This window comes from Streptococcus zalophi, assembly GCF_016481285.1.
Lineage (GTDB): Bacteria > Bacillota > Bacilli > Lactobacillales > Streptococcaceae > Streptococcus > Streptococcus zalophi.
Genome location: NZ_JAENBP010000003.1, coordinates 64,897 through 87,810, shown reverse-complemented (window position 1 = coordinate 87,810; position 22,914 = coordinate 64,897). Strand labels below are relative to the sequence as shown.

Here is a 22,914-nt window from a genome sequence, read left to right as displayed (position 1 = left end):
TAAGGAAACTTTTTTAGTTTTAGTCTAGTCCGATGAGATAGTCATCATCAGTCATTGCTTCAACAGTTCCAAGCAAGTAACCATTACCAACTTGACTGAAGAAGTCATGATTACTTGTTCCTGTTGAGATACCATTCATAATGATAGGGTTAACATCATCTGCGGTATCTGGGAAAAGTGGGTCTTGACCAAGATTCATAAGGGCTTTATTGGCATTATATCTGAGGAAAACCATTACCTCATCTGTCCACCCAAGTGGATCATAAAGGTATTTCGTATATTTTTCTTCATTTTCATATAGACGATAAAGAAGCTCATACATCCAGTCTCTTAGTTTATCTTGTTCAGCATCAGAAAGTTCGTTAAATCCCAATTGGAATTTGTAACCGATATAGGTTCCGTGAACAGATTCATCACGAATAATCAGTTTGATGATTTCTGCCACATTAGCTAGTTTGTTGTTTCCAAGATAGTAGAGTGGTGTAAAGAAACCTGAATAAAAGAGAAAGGTTTCTAGAAATACACTGGCAACTTTTTTCTCTAGAGGGTCTCCCTTGATATAGATTTCATTAATCATTTCAGCTTTTTTTTGCAGATAAGGATTTTCAGAAACCCATTTGAAAATCTCTTCAATTTCAGATTTGGTATTTAGGGTTGAAAAGATTGAAGAGTAGGATTTGGCATGAACAGATTCCATGAATTCAATATTATTGAAAACGGCCTCTTCATGTGGTGTTCTGACATCTTTTTTAAGTTGATACATGCCACTTTCAGATTGAACTGTATCAAGTAGTGTAAGACCACCGAAAACTTTACCTACTAAGTCTTTTTCAACTTCTGAAAGTTTACGCCAATCATCAAGGTCGTTTGATAAGGGAATACGTGTATCGAGCCAAAATTGCTCTGTTAACTTTTCCCAGGTTGATTTGTCAACAGCATCTTCAATTTCATTCCAATTTATCGCGTTATAATAAGTCATAATTTCCTCTCCTAGATGACACAGCTTTCACATTGATTTGAGCCAACTTCTTCACCGTCATCAGTAAATGTACGGATGTAGTAAATTGACTTGATCCCTTTATGGAAGGCATAATTACGAAGAATTGACAAATCACGAGTGGTTTGTTTTCTTTCTTTTTTCCATTCATAAAGTCCAAAAGGAATCTCACTGCGCATAAATAATGTTAAGGATAGCCCTTGGTCGATGTGTTGTGTTGCAGCAGCATAAACATCAATCACTTTTCTCATATCCATATCATAAGCAGAAGTATAATAAGGGATGGTATCAGTTGCTAAACCTGATGCAGGGTAGTAAATTTTACCAATTTTCTTTTCTTGGCGTTCTTCAATGCGTTGTGTGATTGGATGAATACTTGCAGAAACGTCATTGATGTAGCTAATAGAACCATTTGGAGCAACTGCTAAACGATTTTGATGGTAAAGGCCATCATTTTGAATGGCTTCAGAAAGAGCTTGCCAATCTTCTTTTGATGGGATGAAATGATCTTTAAACAATTCTTTGACTAATTCTGATTTTGGTTGGAAATCACCTGAAATGTATTTTTCAAAGTAAGAGCCGTCAGCATATTTTGAATTTTCAAAATTAGCAAAGCTTGTTTTTCTTTCACGTGCTAGATTATTAGACTCAACCAGTGTCCAATAATTCATCAACATAAAGTAGATATCAGTGAATTCGATTGATTCAGGACTACCATATTGAATATGTTTTTTAGCCAAATAGCTGTGTAATCCCATAGCACCAAGACCGATAGTATGTGCTTTATTATTACCATTTTTAATGGTTGGAACAGCTTCAATGCTTGAATTATCGGTAACAAATGTTAAGGCACGAGTCATTGTTCTAATAGATTTTCCAAAATCTGGTGATGCCATCATATTAACAATGTTGGTTGAACCAAGATTACAAGAGATGTCTGTTCCCATTTTAAGGTATTCTTGCGAATCATTAATAGTACTTGGTTCTTGAACCTGTAAAATTTCTGAACAAAGGTTACTCATAATAATACGCCCATCAATAGCACTACTATTATTAGCAGTATCAATATTGACGATATAAGGATAACCAGATTCTTGTTGTAGTTTAGAAATTTCCGTTTCTAAATCACGTGCTTTGATTTTTGTTTTGGTAATATTAGGGTTGCTAACCAGTTCATCATATTTTTCTGTGATATTAATATAATTGAATGGGACGCCATATTCTTTTTCAATGGAATATGGGCTAAAGAGGTACATGTCTTCATTTTTTCTTACTAATTCATAAAACTTATCAGGTACTGTGACACCTAGTGATAATGTTTTAACACGAATTTTTTCATCCGCATTTTCTTTTTTAGTAGATAAGAAAGCAAGAATATCTGGATGGAAGACATCAAGATAAACCACTCCAGCACCTTGACGTTGACCCAATTGGTTAGAGTATGAAAAACTATCCTCAAAAAGTTTCATCACAGGAACAACACCACTTGCGGCACCTTCATAACCTTTAATTGGCGCACCGGCTTCACGAAGATTGCTTAGTGAAATCCCAACGCCTCCACCAATACGTGAGAGTTGAAGGGCTGAGTTAATGGAACGTCCAATTGAGTTCATGTCATCTGTTGCTTGAATTAAGAAACACGACACTAGTTCACCACGGCGACTACGACCAGCGTTTAAAAAGCTAGGAGTAGCAGGCTGGTAGCGTTGATTAATCATTTCAAGAGCCATTGATTTGGCTAGTTCTTCATTGCCATCAGCAAAATAAAGGGCATTATAAAGAACACGATCTTCCATGCTTTCTAGGTAATGATCTCCATCATTAGTTTTTAGAGCATACTGTTGATAGAATTTATATGCAGCCATAAAAGACTTGAAGTGGAAATCTTGTGCTTTAATAAGAGCAACTAATTCTTCAATAAATGACACGCTATATTTTCTGAGAAAAGCTTCTTCAAGATAGTCATTTTCAATGAGATAATCGATTTTTTCAGAAATCGAAGCAAAGGTCATGGTGTTTGGGATAACATTTTCTGTGAAGAAAGCCTCTAAGGCTTCTTTATCCTTATTGAGTGGGATTTTACCATTAACAGGTCGGTTAATAGCATTATTCAAGCGAAAGTAAGAAACTTCGCCAAGGTTTTTAAGACTCATTTTCTATAATTCCTTTAACTTTTTCTACATCTTCATCCGTACCATTAAATTCATATTCATAAAGAACAGGAACCTGGTAAGTCTTTGATAAGCGTCTTGCAACATGACAAAATTCTGGTCCAAAATTGCGATTTCCAGAACCAATAACACCCTTAAAATAGTGACGGTTTCTATCAAGAAAGTCATCGATAAAACCAAGTCCATCCTCATATGTTGGAACAATTAAGATGAAATCATTATCAACATCAGGATTTTCTTTATTTCTTTTTAACTCAAGAGTCTTATCATAGGATAACTTTTTCATAAATCTCCTAGTTTGGCCAGTCAGAGAATAAAAAACTATTGTTATCATGGGTTAAATAATTTCTTTTAAACGACTTGGCTGGAAGCCAGAAAACGCAATATCGCCAGCTTCAATAACAGGTGCAGCAGTGAAACCTAAGTTTTTAACATAGCTAATTTTATCAGGGTTTTCATCAAGGTTAATTTCTTCGAAATCAGCCTGATTTTCAGTTAGAAATTTTTTAGTCATTTTACATTGGATACAATGATTTTTCGAAAAAATAGTAATTTTTGCCATGTTTAATCTCCTCATTTTTTAAAAATTAAATACTTTTATAGGATACCTTAAAAGAAGAAAAAACGCAAGCGCTAAAATCTAAAAATCACTAAATATTGTGCTTTATATTTTAAACAGTCACTATATATGGTATTTTACGATTATTCAATGTTCGTGATAAACTGATAAATCTGACTTAGAATATTGCGAAATTACATTTTATCCATTTTGTAATAACTTAATTAATAGAGAAAAGAACTTTAATGAAAATTGAAAAGGAATATGAAAAATTTCAGCTTATTATTTTATTCTTGAAAAGATATAAGCGATGTGCTATAATAAAAAAATGTAAGGGTTGCCAAAGGCAACTAAAAAGATAATACATAAAGGAGAACCATCATATGGCTTCAAAAGATTTTCACATTGTTGCAGAAACAGGTATTCATGCACGCCCAGCGACATTATTAGTTCAAACAGCTAGTAAGTTTGCTTCTGACATTACATTAGATTACAAAGGAAAAGCAGTTAACCTTAAATCAATTATGGGTGTTATGAGTCTTGGTGTTGGCCAAGGGGCAGATGTAACGATTACAACTGAAGGTGCTGATGCTGACGAAGCACTTGCTGCTATCGTTGAAACTATGACAAAAGAAGGATTGGCTTAATTATGACAAAAATGCTTAAAGGAATTGCGGCATCTGACGGTGTTGCTGTTGCTAAGGCATATTTACTTACTCAACCGGATTTGTCATTTGAAACTGTAACTGTTGAAGATACAAGTTCAGAAGAAGCTCGTTTAGATGCTGCTTTAATAGCATCTCAAGACGAGCTTTCTATTATCCGTGAAAAAGCAGTAGATAGTCTTGGTGACGAAGCGGCAGCTGTGTTCGATGCGCATTTAATGGTTCTTTCTGACCCAGAAATGATTGGGCAAATTAAAGAAACGATTCGTGCTAAACAAGTTAATGCTGAAAGTGGCTTAAAAGAAGTCACTGATATGTTTGTGACTTTATTTGAAAATATGGATGATAATCCATACATGCAAGAACGTGCTGCAGATATTCGTGATGTGGCTAAACGTGTGTTGGCAAATTTATTAGGTGTTAAATTACCAAATCCAGCAACCATTGATGAAGAATCTATTGTGATTGCTCACGACTTGACACCATCTGATACTGCTCAGTTAGATGCTAAATATGTTAAAGCATTTGTTACTAACATTGGTGGTCGTACAAGCCACTCAGCTATTATGGCACGCACTTTAGAAATTGCAGCTGTGTTAGGAACTAACAATATCACTGAATTAGTAAAAAATGATGATATTATTGCGGTTAACGGTATTTCTGGGGAAGTTATTATTAACCCAAGTGAAGAAGAAATTGCAGCATTTAAAAAAGCAGGTCAAGAATATGCTGACCTTAAAGCTGAGTGGGCATTATTAAAAGATGCTGAGACAGTGACTGCTGATGGCAAACATTTTGAATTGGCAGCTAATATCGGAACACCTAAAGATATTGAAGGTGTTAATGATAACGGTGCTGAAGCTGTTGGTTTATACCGTACAGAATTCTTATATATGGATTCTCAAGACTTCCCAACTGAAGAAGAGCAATATGAAGCTTATAAGTCAGTTCTTGAAGGAATGAATGGTAAACCTGTTGTGGTTCGTACAATGGATATCGGTGGTGATAAGGAATTACCATATTTCGATTTACCTGATGAAATGAACCCATTCTTAGGCTTTAGAGCGCTTCGTATTTCTATTTCTGAAACTGGCGATCAAATGTTCCGTACACAACTTCGTGCTTTACTTCGTGCATCTGTTCATGGTCAATTACGTATCATGTTCCCAATGGTTGCTCTCTTAACAGAATTCCGTAAAGCAAAAGCTGTTTATGAACAAGAAAAAGCTAAATTACAAGCAGAAGGTGTTCCTGTAGCAGATAATATCCAAGTCGGTATTATGATTGAAATCCCTGCAGCAGCAATGCTTGCTGATCAATTTGCCAAGGAAGTTGATTTCTTCTCTATTGGAACAAACGATCTCATCCAATACACAATGGCAGCTGACCGTATGAATGAACAAGTTTCTTACTTGTATCAACCGTACAACCCTTCATTATTACGTTTAATCAATAACGTGATTAAAGCATCTCATGCAGAAGGTAAATGGACTGGTATGTGTGGAGAGATGGCTGGTGATCAAAGAGCTGTGCCATTGCTCATGGGAATGGGACTTGATGAGTTTTCAATGAGTGCTACTTCTATTTTAAGAACTAGAAGTTTGATGAAACGTCTAGATACTGAAAAAATGAAAGAATACGCACAACGTGCCCTAACAGAATGCTCAACAGCAGAAGAAGTTCTAGAATTACAAAAAGAATATCTTGTTTAAAAAAAGCAGAGTTTTCTCTGCTTTTTTTGCTTTATCCTATGTTTTCTACTATTAAATTGTCTTGCTAAAATTTATTAAAAAAACTTCTTTTCATTGAAAAGATAAGTTATCTCATGTATAATAAAACGTGTTATTTTTAAAAACGTTTAGATTTAGTAAAGAGATGAGAGAGAAATGAAAAAGTATATTATAGCCATAGGTATTATTTTAAGTCTTGTTATAGGTGCTATTTTTGTAAGACAATGGCATATGGAAACCCAAGAGAAAGAGATTATTAAAGCTGAAAAGAAAAAAGCAGAAACCTTGTTTCCATCAAATGAGATTGTTATTAGAAATGATGATAATAACTCTACTATTTTTATGGTGCCAGTGACAGACTCTAAAGATATCGAGACTGAACTTGAACGATGGCATAAAGAAGCAGAGAAAATTTCACCACATCAAAAAAATCAACTCATTTTTTTAAATGCTAAAATGGAAGAATCTCCGTTAGAAGGAATTAAAAAACTAACGCTTTATAGGACGGTTTACCAATCAAAATGGCTGAATATTGAAAAAGTCACTGAGAAAGCCTTGAGAGATTTTTATATTCATGATAATGGTCAATTATTTTATTTAAAAGAGCTAGTAAAAGGTGATGAAAATCAATTAGTTAGTACGATTTCAAATTATTTAAAAGAACATCAAATTGATAACCAAGAAAAAATATTAGGTAAAATAAAACAATTGGATCTCGTTTCTGAATTTAAGAAAAAAGGAGAGGCAAGTAATTTTTTTTCTTTTAAAAAAGGTTACCTTGCATTAGGTGAGGATGTTGAAATCCCTTTGTCTGTCTTTTATGATAATATTGATGTGACTTATCTATCAGGTGAAGAATTAACCCATTATCAAGAGTACCAGGTTAAGAAAAAAGAAGAAGAGGAGGCCAAAATTGCGGCTGAAAAAGCCAAACAAGCCGAAGAAAACCGCAAAAAAATCGCCAACCAAGGTCGAAAAGTAGTTGCTTTAACCTTTGATGATGGGCCTAGTACCAAGACAACACCACAAGTTCTTGATATTTTAGCAAAATATAACATCAGAGCAACTTTCTATGTCCTTGGCTCTCATGTTGCGGGAAATGAAGGTGTTTTACAACGAATGGTTGCTTCTGGTCATGAATTGGGGAATCACTCTTGGGATCACCCAGCTTTAACAGGTCTAACCTCAGAACAAGTGAAGTGGCAGATTCAATCAACCAATGATGCTATTATGAAAGCAACAGGTGTGACTCCAAAAACCGTTAGACCACCTTATGGTGACTCTAATCCTAAGGTAGCTCAAGATGTTGGTTTACCTCTTGTTTTTTGGACAGTTGATACTAGAGACTGGGCAGAGCGAAACACACCATCCATTATGACTAATCTGAAAGCAACTTTGGGAAGTGGCGGTGTTATTTTGATGCATGATATTCATCAAACGTCTGTTGATGCTTTACCCACCGTCATTGATTATTTAATTTCTCAAGGTTATGAATTTGTGACGGTTAGTGAACTTTACGGTTATTAATAGACAGATTGATTGCAAAGGATTAACTAATTTGATATGATTAATGCGTAGTTTTATACCTTAAAGCTTATTACCCAATAACGTTATGTTTAAATTAAAAAATTATAAAATTTAAAACATACCCAATGTTTTCTTTAGGAGGAAAAAAATGAATAAAAAAGCAACTTTTGGCTTTAGAAAAAGTAAAGTTAGCAAGAATTTATGTGGTGCCATATTAGGTGTAATGGCAATATTAACTTTGACTGCTAATACAACTTTTGCCGATGAAGTTGATACCAAGCAGAATACAAAATCAGTTGATGTCATTATTGAAACACCAGATAATTCAGCAACAAATTTTGAGGAAATGTCTGGTGATCAGACTGATGTCGCTAAAGAGAGTCAAGAACACGCTGGAGAATCGACTGGTTCTCTTCCCATTAATGTTACTCATGATGACCTTGATCAGGCAGTAAAATCAGCTGAAGAAGCCGGTGTTGAAGTGATTAAAGAAGAAGATGTTAATCATGATATCACTACGACTCCTGAAGAAGTAGATAAGGCTATTGTTGAAATAAAAAATGATTATAAATCTCAAGAAACTACTATAAAAGAAAAGACTGAAGAGCATCTAAAAAACACTGATGAATACAATAAAGACAAGGCACAGTATGATGTAGATAAAGTGCAATACGATGAAGATAAAATCGTTTATGATGCTCAAAAAGAAAAACATGATCAAGAAGTAGCAAAATATAATGCAGATAAAGCTCAGTATGACACTGACAAAGCCACTTATGATGCAGCAAAGGCACAGTATGATACAGATAAAGCAGCTTATGATGCAGCCAAAGCTCAGTATGACACTGATAAAGCCACTTATGATGCAGCAAAAGCTCAGTATGACACTGACAAAGCCACTTATGATGCAGCAAAGGCTCAGTATGATACTGACAAAGCCGCTTATGATGCAGCTAAAGCTCAATATGATACAGATAAAGCCACTTACGATACAGCAAAGGCCCAGTATGATGTAGCTAAAACACAGTACGATTTAGATAAGGCTCAATATGATACTGACAAAGCTCAATATGATACAGATAAAGCCGCCTATGATGCAGCAAAGACTCAATATGATACTGACAAAGCTCAATATGATACAGATAAAGCCGCCTATGAAGCAGCAAAGGCTCAGTATGATACTGACAAAGTCGCTTATGATGCAGCAAAGGCTCAGTATGATACTGACAAAGTCGCTTATGATGCAGCAAAGGCTCAGTATGACACTGACAAAGCCACTTATGATGCAGCAAAGGCACAGTATGATACAGATAAAGCCGCTTATGATGCAGCTAAAGCTCAATATGATACAGATAAAGCCACTTATGATGCAGCAAAGGCTCAGTATGATACTGACAAAGCTCAATATGACACTGACAAGGCTCAATATGATCAAGACATGGTAGCCTATGAAGCTGCTTTAGCTGAGGCTGAAGCGAAGAAAAATGAAGATGGTTATTTATCACAACCACTTTCTCAAACCTTTATCTTTAAATCTGAACCTAATGCAACTATAACAATTGATGGTCAAGTTTATTCCAGTGCAGATTGGAAATCGGAAGCTCAAAATCAAGGAATAGATACCCTTCCAGAAATGAATTTAGTCATTGATCGTTATGATAGTTATGCTAATCAATATAATGCATCAAGAGTCTTTCTTGAAAAAGATGTGCCATTAACAGTTACTTATACTGATTTACAAAACTCAACATTTAATGGTAAAAAACTTTCTAAAGTTGAATATATTTATACTTTATCTAATCTAACATCGCCAGGGAAAACCAAGATACCGGCTATTTTATATAAAGATCCAACAGTGACAATTAACTATTCTGATCTTGGTTCAACAGCTGATATTAATCTTGAAGCTAAGTTTTATGATGAGGACGGCAATCCCATTGATATGACAGGCGGTTTAATTAGTTTTTCATCATTGAATCGTGATAAGGTTGGAAATGTTGATACTGTCGAATATGTTCGTGATTTTAATGGAGAATATATTCCAATTTCAGGTTCATCCATTGGTGTACAGGGAACACAAGTATCTTCTGTGCCAGAATCTAATGAACATGTATCTGGTGGCTCAAGATTCGAGGCAGGGCAATGGGACTCTGATAGTTCACCATATAAATGGTATGGGGCTATTGTTGGTAAGGCAGCAGGAGAAACTGTTAAATTAACTTTTGGTTCAGCTAATAGAAGAGGTATTTGGTTTGCTTTCAACTCAGATATTAAGGCTGTTGGTGTTCCTATTAAGCCAACGCCACCGGTAGAGCCAACAGCACCAACACCACCGGTAGAGCCAACAGCACCAACACCACCAGGTGAAGAGCCAACAGCACCAACGCCACCGGTAGAGCCAACAGCACCAACACCACCGGTAGAGCCAACGGCACCAACACCACCGGTAGAGCCGACAGCACCAACACCACCGGTAGAGCCAACGGCACCAACACCACCGGTAGAGCCAACAGCACCAACACCACCGAGTGAAGAGCCAACGGCACCAACACCACCGGTAGAGCCAACGGCACCAACACCACCGGTAGAGCCAACGGCACCAACACCACCAGGTGAAGCACCGACGCCACCAACGCCACCTGTAGAGCCAAAGGTACCAGTTGCTCCTGTAGTTAGCTATCATTATCATATATTAACCAATAGACCTCCAGTTACTAAAGAGGTCAAAAACGGGAAAGATGTTGATGTTAATAACCAATCCGTTTCTAAACAATCAGTGATTAAGTTTGAATTAAAATCACCAACACTTCCAGCAGGTCGTAATGAAACCACCTCATTTGTTATTTCAGATCCTCTACCAAAAGGATATGAAGTTAACATGGTGGCAACAAAAGAAGCAAGTCCAGGCTTTACAACCACTTATGATGAAGCTAAACATATTATTACCTTTACAGCGACAGATGAGACATTAGCTTTACTTAATGCTGATTTAACACAATCTGTTACGCCACTATTCCCAACAATTGTTGGACAAGTGTTTAATGATGGTAGTACTTATACTAATAACTTTGTAACCTTTATCAATGATGCTTATGGCGTTCGTTCTGATATTGTTCGTGTTAAAACCCCAGAAAATCCTCGTCCACCAAAAGTAAACAAGAATGAAAAAGGTGTGGTGATTGATGGTAAGAATGTCTTGGCAGGAAGCACCAACTACTATGAAATGACTTGGGATCTTGATCAGTATAAAGATATTCAAGCTACAGAAGATGTGATTCAAGAAGGTTTCTACTTTGTAGATGATTATCCAGAAGTTGCGTTAGTGCCACAAGATGACTTGATTCGTTTAGTCGATGCCAATGGCCAAGCGGTGACAGGCGTTAGCGTCTATCGTTATGACAGCGTGTCAGTAGCGCCAGATCGTATCAAAGCAATCTTAGGTAAGACAAACATCATGCCAACAGGTGCCTTCCAACTCTTTATAGCAGATGACCCACAAGCCTTCTTTGACACCTATGTGGTGACAGGCTTGAACATCACAGTTATTAATCCGATGAAGGTGAAAGATGAGATGGGTCTGACAGGCGGCGAGTATGTCAATAAGGCCTACCAAATTGACTTTGGTAATGGTTATGAGTCTAATATCGTGACTAACAATATTCCAAAGATTAGTCCTAAGAAAGACGTGACAGTGACAAATGATCCAGCTGATATGGACAATTACGATGGTGCGACTCTTCAGTTGAACCAAATCTTCAACTACCGCTTAATTGGTGGTATTGTGCCAATCAATCATTCAGAAGAACTCTTTGACTATAGTTTCTATGATGACTATGATCAAACGGGTGATGAATACACAGGTCAATACAAGACTTTTAATAACGTTGATATTTTATTAAAAGATGGTAGTGTCATCAAAGCGGGTACTGATTTAACAGAATATACTGAGTCAATTGTTGATCCAAAAGACGGTGTTGTCATTATTAAATTCAAAGAAGCCTTCTTACGCTCAATTTCTACTGAATCTAGCTTCCAAGCAGAAAGCTTCATTCAAATGAAACGTATTGCGGTAGGTACTTTTGAAAATACTTATGTTAATACTGTTAATGATGTGATGTATGCTTCAAATAAAGTTCGTACCACAACGCCAGAACCTAAGAAACCAAATACTCCAAGTCTTCCTAAGACAGGGACACAAGATAATGCTTATATGCCATTACTTGGTTTTGCGGCAATGGTTGGCGCTTTTGGAATTGTAGGAATGAAGAAAAAAGAAAACTAATAAGTTTTAAAAATAAAAAGAAGTGAAAATTAAATTTTCACTTCTTTTTTTATGATTTGGATTGTAGTTGTTGACTTTTCAGTGTTACTTCAGACACATCAGCCCATTTTTTTAATTGTCTGAGTTCTTCTTTGTGAGTGATTAAGGTAATGACTATTCCCGATTTACCCATGCGCCCTGTTCTGCCTGAACGGTGAATATAACTTTCTTTGCTACTAGGCAAATCATAATTAATCACATATGCTAAATCATCAATATCGAGTCCTCTTGCTAAGAGATCTGTTCCAAGAAGCAAAGAAATCTCATTGCTCTTAAATTTTTCTAGAATCACTTTCCGAAATCTAGTATTGACATCGCTTGCTAGTGAAATGGCTCTAACATGATTAAATTGCAATTTTTCCTCACTAGCGCCCAAATCTGATAGTTTGTTAAAAAAAACTAGACCACGAAATTCAGGAATATTTGCTAATTTTCTTAGCACCTCAAGTCGTTCTCTTTTCTCAAGGAATAAATAATAGTGTGTGATAGTGTTTAATACGTTTTGAGATAGATTAATAATATCAGTATCTTTTTCTAGCACATCTTTATCGACACTATTGGTGGCACTGACATAAATCATTTGATGAGTTTTAGGAACATGGTGAGTGATGCGATTAACAAAATGGTATTGAGAATCACTTAAAAGATCATCAAATTCATCAAGAACAATAGTATCGATAGCCATCATTTTGATTTTTTTATGTTTTATCAATTCAAAAATTCGTCCAGGAGTTCCAATTAAGATTTCAGGACCTTTTTTAAGACGTTCTATCTGTCTTTTTTGACTAGTTCCAGAAATAAAAAGTTGCACCGTTAGTCCTAAGGGTTCTGCCCAGTTTTTAGCGACGTCAAACAGTTGACCACTGAGTTCAGTGTTAGGTGCAAGAATCAGCAGTTGCTGTCCTTTTTTAGGTTTGACATTTAATAAAGTTGGTAAAAGATAAGCTAGCGTTTTTCCAGTTCCTGTAGGGCTTATCGCTAAAACATTTTTACCATTTCTTATCGGTTTAAAGATAGCTTCTTGAATAGGAGTTGACGTTTCAAAAGAAAGTGCTTTGAGTTTATCTTGCCAGACAATAGGAAGTTGTTCAATCATGGAATACCTTGTTTTCTAATAGATTATCCTTCATCGATATGAGAAGGAAGGGCTGTTTTTGTTATTATTTTCTTTCATTATACCATTTTTTAGTGTAAAATAGATAGAAAGACCTAGTTAGGAGAAATTAATTAATGTGTAAAAAACCAATCATTATTGGCGTTACTGGTGGTTCAGGAAGTGGGAAAACAAGTGTTTCTCGAGCGATTTTATCAAAATTTGAAGATGCTGACATTTCAATGATTGAACATGATTCATATTATAAAGATCAAAGTCATCTCACTTTTGAGGAGAGAATTACTACCAACTATGACCATCCTTTAGCCTTTGACACGGATTTAATGATTGAACATATGAATGAGTTGATTTCTGGTCGTCCAGTCGATATTCCTATCTATGATTATACTAAGCACACACGAAGTGAGAAGACTTATCGTCAGGAACCTCAAGAAGTATTTATTGTAGAGGGGATTTTAGTTCTTGAAGATAAAAGACTTCGTGACTTGATGGATATCAAATTATTTGTTGATACAGATGATGATATTAGAATCATTCGACGGATTAAAAGAGATATGGAAGAACGTGGTCGTAGTTTAAATAGCATTATCGACCAATACACTTCTGTGGTTAAACCGATGTATCATCAATTTATCGAACCAACAAAGCGTTATGCTGACATTGTTATTCCTGAAGGTGCTTCAAATCTTGTCGCACTTGATTTAATTAACACCAAAATTGCCAGTATTCTTGGTCAAAAATTATCTTAGGATAGAAAAATAAAACAACTATTAACAAACGAAACAGCAAATGAAGAAAGTAATAATAAATAATGACTGATAAAAGAAATCATTATCGTATCATGTTAGAGCAAGCAAAAGCTCTATTTGAAAATGAAAACAATGCGCTAGCTAATCTTTCAAATGCTAGTGCTTTAATCAATCAAACCTTACCTAACACTGTTTTTTCTGGCTTTTATTTATATAATGGTGAAGAACTTATTTTGGGTCCCTTTCAAGGTGGCGTTTCCTGTGTTCGTATTGCTTTAGGTAAAGGGGTTTGTGGTGAATCAGCACAAAAAAGAGAAACTCTTACTGTCGATGATGTGACAAAGCATGCCAACTATATTTCTTGTGATGCGGCAACTAAAAGTGAAATTGTTTTACCGATGGTCAAAAATAACAAATTAATTGGTGTTTTAGATTTGGACTCTTCTTTGGTAGCCGACTATGATGCTATTGATAGGGAATATTTGGAGAAATTTATTGCCATCTTACTTGAGAAAACAGAATTTAATTTTGAAATGTTTGGAGTGGATAAGTAATGTATCAAGCCCTTTATCGTAAATATCGCAGTCAAACATTTTCTGAAATGGTTGGACAGGAAATCATTTCAAAAACCCTTAAACAAGCGGTGGCAACTAAGAAAATTAGCCATGCCTATCTTTTTTCAGGTCCTCGTGGAACTGGGAAAACGAGTGCTGCTAAAATATTTGCAAAGGCGATTAATTGTCTTAATCAGGTGGATGGTGAACCTTGTAATCACTGTGATATTTGTAAAGATATTACAGCTGGTCAACTAGAAGATGTGATTGAAATTGATGCAGCATCAAATAATGGTGTTGATGATATCCGTGATATCCGTGATAAATCAACCTATGCTCCTAGTAGAGCAACTTATAAGGTTTATATCATTGATGAAGTGCATATGTTATCAACAGGTGCTTTTAATGCTTTATTAAAAACATTAGAAGAGCCAACTGAAAATGTTGTTTTTATTCTGGCAACAACTGAATTACACAAAATTCCTGCGACAATTTTATCACGTGTCCAACGCTTCGAATTTAGAGCGATTAGTTTAGTCGCTATTAAAGAGCATTTAAAATTTGTTTTGAATCAAGAACAAATGACATATGATGATGAAGCTTTAACCATTATTGCCAACCGTGCAGAAGGTGGAATGCGTGATGCCTTATCCATTCTTGATCAAGCAAGAAGTCTTAGCGGTGATAATCATATTTCTATTGGCATTGTTGAAGATATCACGGGTAGTATAGCCTTAACTGCGTTAGATACATATGTACATCATGTGATTAACCATCAAACCCTAGAAGCTCTTGGTAGTTTAAATACTATTTTCTCTAGTGGCAAAAACATGAGTCGTTTTGCTATTGATTTACTTAATTATCTAAGAGAGCTTTTGATTGTTAAAAGTGGTGGTTCAAGCACGTATGATAGCTCTTATTTTAACGATAATCAGCAGTTATCTCAAGACTATATTCTTGAGTTGATTAGTATTGTGACAGCTAGTTTGTCTGAAATTAAAACAGGTGGACATCCTAAAATTTATGCTGAAACCATGACAGTGAGATTGTCAGAATTTAAAGAAGTCGCTCATAATGTAGACGAAGGTCTCTTACAGGAATTACAAACCCTAAAAGAGGAAATCAATTCTTTAAAAGCGCAATTATCTTCTCTATCACAATCGTCATCAAATCAAATAACAACAAAAACGATTAAGACAACAAGAACAGTTGCTTTAAAGATTGATAAAAGCAAAGTTTTGACTATTATGGAAGAAACGGTTCAAGATAGTCAAAAATCAAGAGAATATTTGGAGGCTCTAAAGTCAGCCTGGAATGAAATTCTAGATAGTATTTCACCACAAGATCGAGCTTTGTTGCTTGGTTCTGAACCTGTTCTTGCTAATAGTGAAAATGCTATCTTAGCGTTTGAAGCTGCCTTTAATGCTGAACAAGCAATGAGGCGTTCTGATTTGAATACTGTTTTTGGTAACATTATGAGTAAAGTCGCTGGTTTTTCACCTAATATTTTAGCCATTTCAAAGCGTGATTTTGAAGTAATTCGAACAGAATTTGCTAGCAAATTAAAAAATAATAACACAGACGATAAAGAACCAGCAAAAAAAGATGATGAGCAAGTGATTCCTGATAATTTCTCTTTTTTAGCAGATAAAATTGAAACAGTTGATGACTTATCAAAGGATTAAATAAATAAAAACTGCCAAAGGCAGTTTTTTTATTTTGAGTTAAAGTTGATAATAATGGTTGCCATTGAATAGTTGAGACTTTGAATAGGGTTTCTAATATCAAAGTCAAGCACTTTTTGAATGTTGCTGATACGATATCTTACCGTTTTAGGATGAAGAAACATTTGTTGCGCAGTTAACTGATAGTTTTCTTTACAGAGAATAAAATTGAGAAAGGTATCAAATAATTCTGGTTTTTCTTCTTTTAATTTCTCTAAATTTTTAGCTAAATCAGTATTGAAAAAATCATTCTTGGCATCTAGAAAGTGTCTAAATATTCCAAGGTCGGTAATCGTCATGAGATTGAAGATGTGATATTCTCTATTGAAATAAATCATGTCTAAACATTCATTAAAAAGATTATGGATGTTTTCCTTACCACTAAAACTACTAATAACAACGTTGAATTGCGAAAGAGTTGGAATTTTTTTAGAAAGTTTCTCAATCGTCAATTCATCACTTTCTTTTGGAATATTAAAAAGAATGATAATATATTTTCTATTTTCATAGTAGAGATTATTAGGAAAAAGATCTTCTAATGTTTTTCTCAATAATCTTAGGGTTTCATTGTCGTGTGGAATGTGTTTACCTATTCCTATTGCTTGATAATAGGGGTGAGCTAGTAGATTGGTTTCTTCTAGTAAATCATTTTTTTCTTTATCGTTTGGTGTTGTGCCAAAGAAAATGGAAGCTGCAATGTTATTGTAGATATTAAAATATTCATGCTTGATGGATAAATCAATCTGGAGTTTATGTTGAATTGCCTCCATGGCATTTTCAACGATCATGATATGACTATGTTCAAACTCAGGTTCAGTTTGGTAGATATCAATGGTAAAAGGAATCAAGGACTGAGAAGTGTATTGAGCTGTGATTTTATAAATCAGTTGTTCTTTTGAAGGGTGTTTTAGTGTTGAAATATGATAAGTGTTATCAGTATATTCGGTTGATATGGTTGCGGTGTGAATACAGTCCCAATCAGAAACGATGGTATGTCCATTTTTGATGACAATATTTTCTCTAGGGATAGTTAGTTGGCAACTTTTTGAAATCATATGCACTAATCGATCAATTATTTCTTTATAGGTTGCTGAAGCATTTTTTAAGGTTGAAAAAATTTTATTAGCATCATAATAAGTTCTTAATAAAGCTGTTTGTCTATTCAAAAGTGGTTCGTAAATAGCATTTAAAACACGTTCATAGTTAACATCCCCCTTGATTTCAATTAAGGGAATTTTATAATGATAGCATAAATTAATCATGCTTTCTGGAGTTGATTTTATTAATCGATTTAATTTTAGAATAATACCACTAATGCCTATTTCATGAATGGTAGCAAAGAATGTCTCAAGTTTTTTTTGATCCAAGTCTTTTAAGGCAAAAAAGGAACTTAAAATGAGTTGATTTTTTCTACCCCATTTTTCAATATCGATGGCTTCAAGGACCATTGCTGACTCAATCTCATTATCTAAACCGATATAACCAGTTCTGACAGAACAGTCTTTGAAAGGATTTAATTGTAATAATTCTCTGACTTGCATGTTTCAATTTTCTCCTTTTACAAAGTTTATCCTTACTGGATAAAAATTATAGCAAAAAATTAGAATAATGGCAAATGAAAGCGCAAACATAAACCTGTATAATAGTTAGTGAGAAGTTAACAACAAATTAAGGAGGATGATAGCATGTTGTTTACGGAAATATTGAAGAATAACTATCAAGATTCCATTAACTTAATGTTATTAACAGATAAAGTTAATGCGCTTGATGATGTCGTCATGAGTCAAGTGATGATGGGAACAGATGCCAACAAAGATATTTTGGCCAACACTGGATTATTAACCGATGAGGCTAAAGAAGCATCCCCTAATGACTTGATGATTGTAGTAAATAGTGAACGATCAGATATTCTTGAGATCGTATTAGAGGAGGTTACGAATTTCTTAGATGACTTATCTGTTAAATCAAAAGACAGTAAAACAACGGTTTCAACTAGCTGGAATGAGGCAGTAGAACACTTACCTGATGCTAACTTAGCAGTTTTTAGTATTCCGGGAGAATATGGGGCACCAGAAATTGAAACAGCTTTACGTCATAATCTGCATGTTTTCTCATTTACAGATAATATACCTATCGAAGATGAAGTGAGATTAAAAAAATTGGCACACGATAAAGGCCTATTGATGATGGGACCTGATTGTGGAACTGGTATTATTTCAAGTATCCCGATAGCTTTTACTAACGTTGTTAAACCAGGAAATATTGGTATTGTTGGTGCTTCAGGAACAGGTATTCAAGAAGTGACTACCATTATTGATCGTCTAGGAGGTGGTGTTGTTCATGCCATAGGAACAGGTGGAAGAGATTTAAGCTCAGAAGTTGGTGCGATTACTGTTAAGGATGCCATCATTGCTTTAGAAAATCATAAAGAAACAGATGTTTTATGTGTTATTTCTAAACCACCGGCTAAAGAAGTTCGTGATGATGTTTTTCGTGTGTTGCAGAGTGTGAAAAAACCTGTTGTTGCTATCTTCCTTGGTGAAAATCCTGAGAGTCATGTTGGTAAGGTTTACTTGGCACATACTTTAGAAGAAACTGCAAAAATTGCTGTTGATTTAGCTAAGGACAATGTGATTAAAGAAAATTACCTAGACGATTTAAAACATCATGATTTAGCTAGCTTATCAGAAGACAAAGTGGTTAAAGGATTGTATTCAGGTGGAACATTAGCCTCAGAAGCAGCAATGATGATTAAAGAAACACTTGATTTAACAAGTGCGACTAAAAGTGAAGGCTATGTTTTAAGAGCAGAAGGCTATGAGATAATCGACCTAGGTGATGATGTTTATACTCAAGGTAAACCACACCCAATGATTGATCCAGAAACACGTATTCAAAAAATTCATGAATTTGCTCAAGATAAAAATACTGGTGTTATTCTCTTAGATTTTGTTTTGGGTTATGGTGCTCACGATGATATGGCGTCGGCTTTATTACCAGCTATTAGTGAAGAATTAGAAAAAGCTAAAGCTGATCATCGTAATTTACATTTTGTTGCAACAGTCGTTGGTACCAATCAAGACCCTCAAGGTTACGAAGATACTGTAAAACGTCTAGAAGAAGCAGGTGTTCTTATTGAAGATAGTAATGCTAAAGCCGTTCGATTAGCATTACAATTGAAAGGTTATGATTTCAAAGAAACTGTTAAAGACTTAAAACCTTACGCTGGTGACTATTTAGAATTACCACAACCTAGTGAAGCTGTGATGGCACTAATTACCACAAAACCTCGGGTGATTAATATTGGTCTTCAAAGCTTTAATAAATCTGTTCAAGATTATGGTGGTGTGTCTGAGCAATTCAACTGGCGTCCAAGAGCTAGCGGTAACAAAAAAATGATTAAAATTTTATCAGCTCTAGAAGATATGGCAGATGAAATTGATGAAGAAAACAACAAAGTGATTACCAAGATGAAGGAAGCCCAACCGTTCTTAATTGATGTTCAACCGGCTAAGACAGTGATTCCTGAATTAAATGATGACAACCATAAAACACTACTACATGCTGGGCCACCAATCACTTGGGATGTTATGACTGGACCGATGAAAGGATCATGTATTGGCGCTGCTTTATTTGAAGAATGGGCTAGTACAGAAGAAGAAGCCGTTCAATTGTTAAGTTCAGGAGCTGTTCGCTTTATACCATGTCATCATGTTAAGGCTGTTGGACCAATGGGTGGTATTACCTCAGCAAATATGCCAGTTTTGATTGTTGAAAATAAAGTTGATGGTGTCCGTGGTTACTGTACTTTAAACGAAGGTATCGGAAAAGTTCTTAGATTTGGTGCCTATTCTCAAGAAGTTGTTGATCGCCTTATCTGGATGCGTGATGTGCTTGGACCAGTTATTGCTAAAGCGTTAAAAACTTCTAAAGAAGGTGTCAATCTCAATGTTTTGATTGCGCGTGCGATTACTATGGGTGATGAATTCCATCAACGTAATATTGCAGCCTCACTAAACTTCTTAAAAGAAATGTCACCACTGATTACATCTTTAGAAGATGTTGATCAAAAAACAAAATATGATGTGATTAAATTCTTATCAGATACTGATCAATTCTTCTTAAATATTATGATGGCTACAGGTAAGGTAATTGTTGATAGTGCACGTTCAGATAGCAAAGGAACAATTGTCACCACTATGACTAGAAACGGTGTTGACTTTGGTATTAGAATTGCTGAAACGGTTGATGATTGGTATACAGCACCTGTTAACACACCGATTGGTCTATACTTCACAGGATTTACAGAAGAAGATGGTAACCCAGATATTGGTGATAGTGCGATTACAGAAACGGTTGGTGTTGGAGCTATGGCTATGATTTCAGCACCTGGTGTTACTCGTTTCGTTGGTGCTGGTGGTTTCCAAGATGCTCTGGATATTTCTAATGAAATGGAAAAAATAACTGTTACCCATAATCCAAACTGGTCAATTCCAACTTGGGATTTCCAAGGCTCACTTTTAGGCATTGATATTCGTAAAGTTGTTGAAACTGGTATTACCCCGCTAATCAATACAGGTATAGCCCACAAAAAAGCTGGAGTAGGACAAGTTGGTGCTGGTACTGTTCGTGCCCCTCTTGGCTGTTTTGAAAAGGCACTTGAAGCTTATGCTAAAGCAAGAGGAATAGCAGTTGATTAACATAGAAGTTAGTCACAATATCTATCCTTTAAAAAATTTGGGTCGTATGGGTCACATTCACAGTGTCTTTAACTCATCTTTTAACATTTTAATAAATCATCAGTTGGTTCATGTTAGTAGTCATGAAGATTTTATGTCAAGTTTTGGTATTCGAATATCAAAACTTGACTACCAACTGATAAGACCTTATCTTCAAGTTGGTAATTTAGTCAAACTAACGGCTGATACATTAATGATTTATAGTTTTAATGGGATATATCAAACATCCTATAAAGAGATTGTTATTGATTTAAGGATAGATAAAATAGACTTTACGAAACAATTTGATAAAAAATTAAATGCCTTAAAAAATTATTTAGAGCATAAGAGCCATTTATCTGTCAAAAACGGGTTAGGAGATGGTGCGCAAAAAGCTCTTGCAACACTAACAGATGTAAAGGCAAGCCTACTTGAATTAGATCAATCAGTTAAACAATTAATTGGTCGAGGGCAAGGTTTAACACCTAGTGGCGATGATATTTTGGTCACTTATCTTTTTATCATGATTATCTGTCATGATGTTCAAAGAAAACGAGTATCATCTTGTATTGAAAACTATTTGGACAAAACAACTTTAATTAGTACTTCTTATTTAAAGGCGTGTCGCAATCAAGCAGTGAGTACACCTCTTTATGACTTATATCTTTGGTTAAAAAATCATCATCATTGTGAAAAAAATAAATTGGAAAGATGTGTCTCTAACATACAAAGAATTGGACATACTTCTGGAAGTGATATGCTTTTAGGATTATTTCTAGGAATTTCATTTGTACTACAGACACATTCGAGGAGTTTGAAATGAACAATCATAAAATAGAGAAAGTTAATAATACTTACTGGATGAGGGTTGTTGGATTATTCTTTGCCGGTTGGATATTGATGTATGCTACCCGTACCATATTTAATCCTATTATGGGAGTTGTTGGTGAAGAGTTTAATCTCACAAACACAGAATTAGGGTTAGCCAATAGTATTTTCTTCCTCACTTATGCCGTGGCACAGATTCCATTTGGAGCAATCGGGGATAAATATGGTAGAAAATTAGTCATTACCATTGGTTTCTTAGGATTAGCCATTTCAACCTTTCTTAGTGGATTAGCTGGAACATTTGCCATGTTCTTACTTATTCGTGCTATTGCAGGGATAGCTCAAGGGGCTTACTATGGTCCTCAGTATGCCTTATCTTCTGAGTCTATCCCTAAAGATAGAGTGACACTAGGAAATGCTATTATTAATAGTGGTATGGCTTTTGGTACTTCTGGAGGTTACTTACTCTCTAGTGCTTTGGTTTTAGAAGCTGGTCAGGATTGGAGTCAACCATTCTTTATCATGGCAGTTCCTACTGCTATCGTTGGTATTTTGTTCTATACCATGTTAAAAGAAAAAGTTGTTCAAGAAAATGAAGAAATTGAACCAGAAACTGTTGAGTCAGAAGTAGTTAACAAGGGCAATGTCTTCAAACAAATTTTTGGAAATAAAAACCTTGTCTTTGCCTTCATTTTACTATTTGGAAGTATCTATGCTAACTTCGTTATTATCACATGGTTACCACAATTTTTAATTACAGAACGTGGTTTTGAAGGTTCTAGCGTTGGTTTTATCTCTTCACTTGTTCCTTGGGCATCTATTCCTGGTGCGCTATTCTTTGCTAGAATGAAAGATAAAATTGGTAGTACTAAAAAATTAGCTTATTTCCTAGTGCCATTAGCAGCTTTATCAGTTTCTCTCATCGCTTTTGTTGAGAACCAAGGATTACTTATTGCTGTCTTAATTCTTTATGGATTAACAGGTAAATTAGCACTTGATCCAATTCTAATCTCATACGTTAATACACATGCACCAAAAGGTAGATTATCAACAACTCTTAGTGCATATAACTTTATTGGAATGTCAGGTTCTATCCTTGCTCCTTATGTGACAGGTTTTATCTCAGATAATGCTGGTTCTATGCAAATTGGATTTTACTTGGCAGCAGGAATGTTGATGGTTGCCTTAGTACTATTTGGTATGATGGCTCAAGATACTCAAAGAGTTTAACAGTTTTGTAGATTGTTGAAAAATCAT

16 protein-coding genes are annotated in these 22,914 nt (G+C 35.2%); 10 read left to right on the top strand and 6 right to left on the bottom strand.

Going from position 1 to position 22,914, the window contains the following annotated elements; all coding sequences use genetic code 11:
- Nucleotides 1-19: 19 nt before the first annotated feature.
- Genes nrdF through nrdH form a run of 4 tightly spaced genes read right to left on the bottom strand, consistent with a single transcriptional unit; the run spans nt 20 to nt 3,730 of the window.
- On the bottom strand, nt 20-979 hold the full coding sequence (nrdF, locus tag JHK64_RS03155; protein WP_199567556.1) for a class 1b ribonucleoside-diphosphate reductase subunit beta: 960 nt from the start codon (nt 977-979) through the stop codon (nt 20-22).
- Nucleotides 980-990: 11 nt separating this feature from the next.
- Nucleotides 991-3,150, bottom strand: coding sequence for a class 1b ribonucleoside-diphosphate reductase subunit alpha (gene nrdE, locus JHK64_RS03150; RefSeq protein WP_199567555.1), 2,160 nt, complete (start codon nt 3,148-3,150; stop codon nt 991-993).
- Nucleotides 3,140-3,502 (bottom strand): class Ib ribonucleoside-diphosphate reductase assembly flavoprotein NrdI, encoded by a 363-nt coding sequence (gene nrdI, locus JHK64_RS03145; protein WP_199567554.1) that lies wholly within the window; start codon nt 3,500-3,502, stop codon nt 3,140-3,142. The genes nrdE and nrdI overlap by 11 nt, the downstream gene beginning before the upstream one ends.
- Nucleotides 3,503-3,505: 3 nt before the next feature.
- On the bottom strand, nt 3,506-3,730 hold the full coding sequence (gene nrdH, locus JHK64_RS03140) for a glutaredoxin-like protein NrdH (RefSeq protein WP_199567553.1): 225 nt from the start codon (nt 3,728-3,730) through the stop codon (nt 3,506-3,508).
- Between the two features lie 380 nt (nt 3,731-4,110).
- Between nrdH and JHK64_RS03135 the strand changes: the two genes are divergently transcribed.
- The 4 genes from JHK64_RS03135 (at nt 4,111) to JHK64_RS03120 (ending at nt 11,931) form a co-directional block, all read left to right on the top strand.
- Complete coding sequence (locus tag JHK64_RS03135; RefSeq protein WP_018370043.1) at nt 4,111-4,374, top strand: phosphocarrier protein HPr; 264 nt, start codon at nt 4,111-4,113, stop codon at nt 4,372-4,374.
- Between the two features lie 2 nt (nt 4,375-4,376).
- The gene (ptsP, locus tag JHK64_RS03130; protein WP_199567552.1) at nt 4,377-6,104 is read left to right on the top strand and encodes a phosphoenolpyruvate--protein phosphotransferase; all 1,728 of its coding nucleotides are present in this window, start codon (nt 4,377-4,379) and stop codon (nt 6,102-6,104) included.
- A 174-nt stretch (nt 6,105-6,278) separates the two neighbouring features.
- Nucleotides 6,279-7,649, top strand: a complete 1,371-nt coding sequence (locus JHK64_RS03125; protein WP_199567551.1) for a polysaccharide deacetylase family protein — start codon at nt 6,279-6,281, stop codon at nt 7,647-7,649.
- A 148-nt stretch (nt 7,650-7,797) separates the two neighbouring features.
- Complete coding sequence (locus tag JHK64_RS03120; protein ID WP_199567550.1) at nt 7,798-11,931, top strand: SspB-related isopeptide-forming adhesin; 4,134 nt, start codon at nt 7,798-7,800, stop codon at nt 11,929-11,931.
- A gap of 49 nt (nt 11,932-11,980) precedes the next feature.
- On the opposite strand, the gene JHK64_RS03115 is transcribed toward JHK64_RS03120, so the two are convergent.
- The gene (locus JHK64_RS03115) at nt 11,981-13,066 is read right to left on the bottom strand and encodes a DEAD/DEAH box helicase (protein WP_199567549.1); all 1,086 of its coding nucleotides are present in this window, start codon (nt 13,064-13,066) and stop codon (nt 11,981-11,983) included.
- Between the two features lie 134 nt (nt 13,067-13,200).
- Between JHK64_RS03115 and udk the strand changes: the two genes are divergently transcribed.
- The 3 genes from udk to dnaX all read left to right on the top strand — a co-directional run bounded on the left by udk (nt 13,201) and on the right by dnaX (nt 16,072).
- On the top strand, nt 13,201-13,833 hold the full coding sequence (udk, locus tag JHK64_RS03110) for a uridine kinase (protein ID WP_199567548.1): 633 nt from the start codon (nt 13,201-13,203) through the stop codon (nt 13,831-13,833).
- Nucleotides 13,834-13,895: 62 nt separating this feature from the next.
- Complete coding sequence (locus JHK64_RS03105) at nt 13,896-14,387, top strand: GAF domain-containing protein (RefSeq protein WP_199567547.1); 492 nt, start codon at nt 13,896-13,898, stop codon at nt 14,385-14,387.
- Nucleotides 14,387-16,072, top strand: coding sequence for a DNA polymerase III subunit gamma/tau (gene dnaX / locus JHK64_RS03100; RefSeq protein ID WP_199567546.1), 1,686 nt, complete (start codon nt 14,387-14,389; stop codon nt 16,070-16,072). Before JHK64_RS03105 ends, dnaX begins: the two co-directional genes overlap by 1 nt.
- Nucleotides 16,073-16,101: 29 nt before the next feature.
- On the opposite strand, the gene JHK64_RS03095 is transcribed toward dnaX, so the two are convergent.
- Nucleotides 16,102-17,652 (bottom strand): PucR family transcriptional regulator, encoded by a 1,551-nt coding sequence (locus tag JHK64_RS03095; RefSeq protein ID WP_199567545.1) that lies wholly within the window; start codon nt 17,650-17,652, stop codon nt 16,102-16,104.
- A gap of 144 nt (nt 17,653-17,796) precedes the next feature.
- Between JHK64_RS03095 and JHK64_RS03090 the strand changes: the two genes are divergently transcribed.
- The 3 genes from JHK64_RS03090 to JHK64_RS03080 are packed head-to-tail and all read left to right on the top strand — an operon-like array spanning nt 17,797 to nt 22,887.
- Nucleotides 17,797-20,811, top strand: a complete 3,015-nt coding sequence (locus JHK64_RS03090) for a bifunctional FdrA/YlbE family protein (protein WP_199567544.1) — start codon at nt 17,797-17,799, stop codon at nt 20,809-20,811.
- Nucleotides 20,804-21,652, top strand: a complete 849-nt coding sequence (locus JHK64_RS03085; RefSeq protein WP_199567543.1) for an oxamate carbamoyltransferase subunit AllH family protein — start codon at nt 20,804-20,806, stop codon at nt 21,650-21,652. Before JHK64_RS03090 ends, JHK64_RS03085 begins: the two co-directional genes overlap by 8 nt.
- Nucleotides 21,649-22,887: an MFS transporter gene (locus tag JHK64_RS03080; protein WP_199567542.1), complete on the top strand. Its 1,239-nt coding sequence runs from the start codon at nt 21,649-21,651 to the stop codon at nt 22,885-22,887. Before JHK64_RS03085 ends, JHK64_RS03080 begins: the two co-directional genes overlap by 4 nt.
- Nucleotides 22,888-22,914 lie beyond the last annotated feature (27 nt).

Bases quoted from the DNA above. Each gene is read 5' to 3' on its own strand.
- JHK64_RS03090 (WP_199567544.1), top strand. From the start codon at position 17,797: ATGTTGTTTACGGAAATATTGAAGAATAACTATCAAGATTCCATTAAC.
- nrdF (WP_199567556.1), bottom strand. From the start codon at position 979: ATGACTTATTATAACGCGATAAATTGGAATGAAATTGAAGATGCTGTT.
- dnaX (WP_199567546.1), top strand. From the start codon at position 14,387: ATGTATCAAGCCCTTTATCGTAAATATCGCAGTCAAACATTTTCTGAA.
- nrdE (WP_199567555.1), bottom strand. From the start codon at position 3,150: ATGAGTCTTAAAAACCTTGGCGAAGTTTCTTACTTTCGCTTGAATAAT.
- JHK64_RS03095 (WP_199567545.1), bottom strand. From the start codon at position 17,652: ATGCAAGTCAGAGAATTATTACAATTAAATCCTTTCAAAGACTGTTCT.
- nrdI (WP_199567554.1), bottom strand. From the start codon at position 3,502: ATGATAACAATAGTTTTTTATTCTCTGACTGGCCAAACTAGGAGATTT.
- nrdH (WP_199567553.1), bottom strand. From the start codon at position 3,730: ATGGCAAAAATTACTATTTTTTCGAAAAATCATTGTATCCAATGTAAA.
- JHK64_RS03120 (WP_199567550.1), top strand. From the start codon at position 7,798: ATGAATAAAAAAGCAACTTTTGGCTTTAGAAAAAGTAAAGTTAGCAAG.
- JHK64_RS03125 (WP_199567551.1), top strand. From the start codon at position 6,279: ATGAAAAAGTATATTATAGCCATAGGTATTATTTTAAGTCTTGTTATA.
- ptsP (WP_199567552.1), top strand. From the start codon at position 4,377: ATGACAAAAATGCTTAAAGGAATTGCGGCATCTGACGGTGTTGCTGTT.
- JHK64_RS03115 (WP_199567549.1), bottom strand. From the start codon at position 13,066: ATGATTGAACAACTTCCTATTGTCTGGCAAGATAAACTCAAAGCACTT.
- udk (WP_199567548.1), top strand. From the start codon at position 13,201: ATGTGTAAAAAACCAATCATTATTGGCGTTACTGGTGGTTCAGGAAGT.
- JHK64_RS03135 (WP_018370043.1), top strand. From the start codon at position 4,111: ATGGCTTCAAAAGATTTTCACATTGTTGCAGAAACAGGTATTCATGCA.
- JHK64_RS03105 (WP_199567547.1), top strand. From the start codon at position 13,896: ATGACTGATAAAAGAAATCATTATCGTATCATGTTAGAGCAAGCAAAA.
- JHK64_RS03080 (WP_199567542.1), top strand. From the start codon at position 21,649: ATGAACAATCATAAAATAGAGAAAGTTAATAATACTTACTGGATGAGG.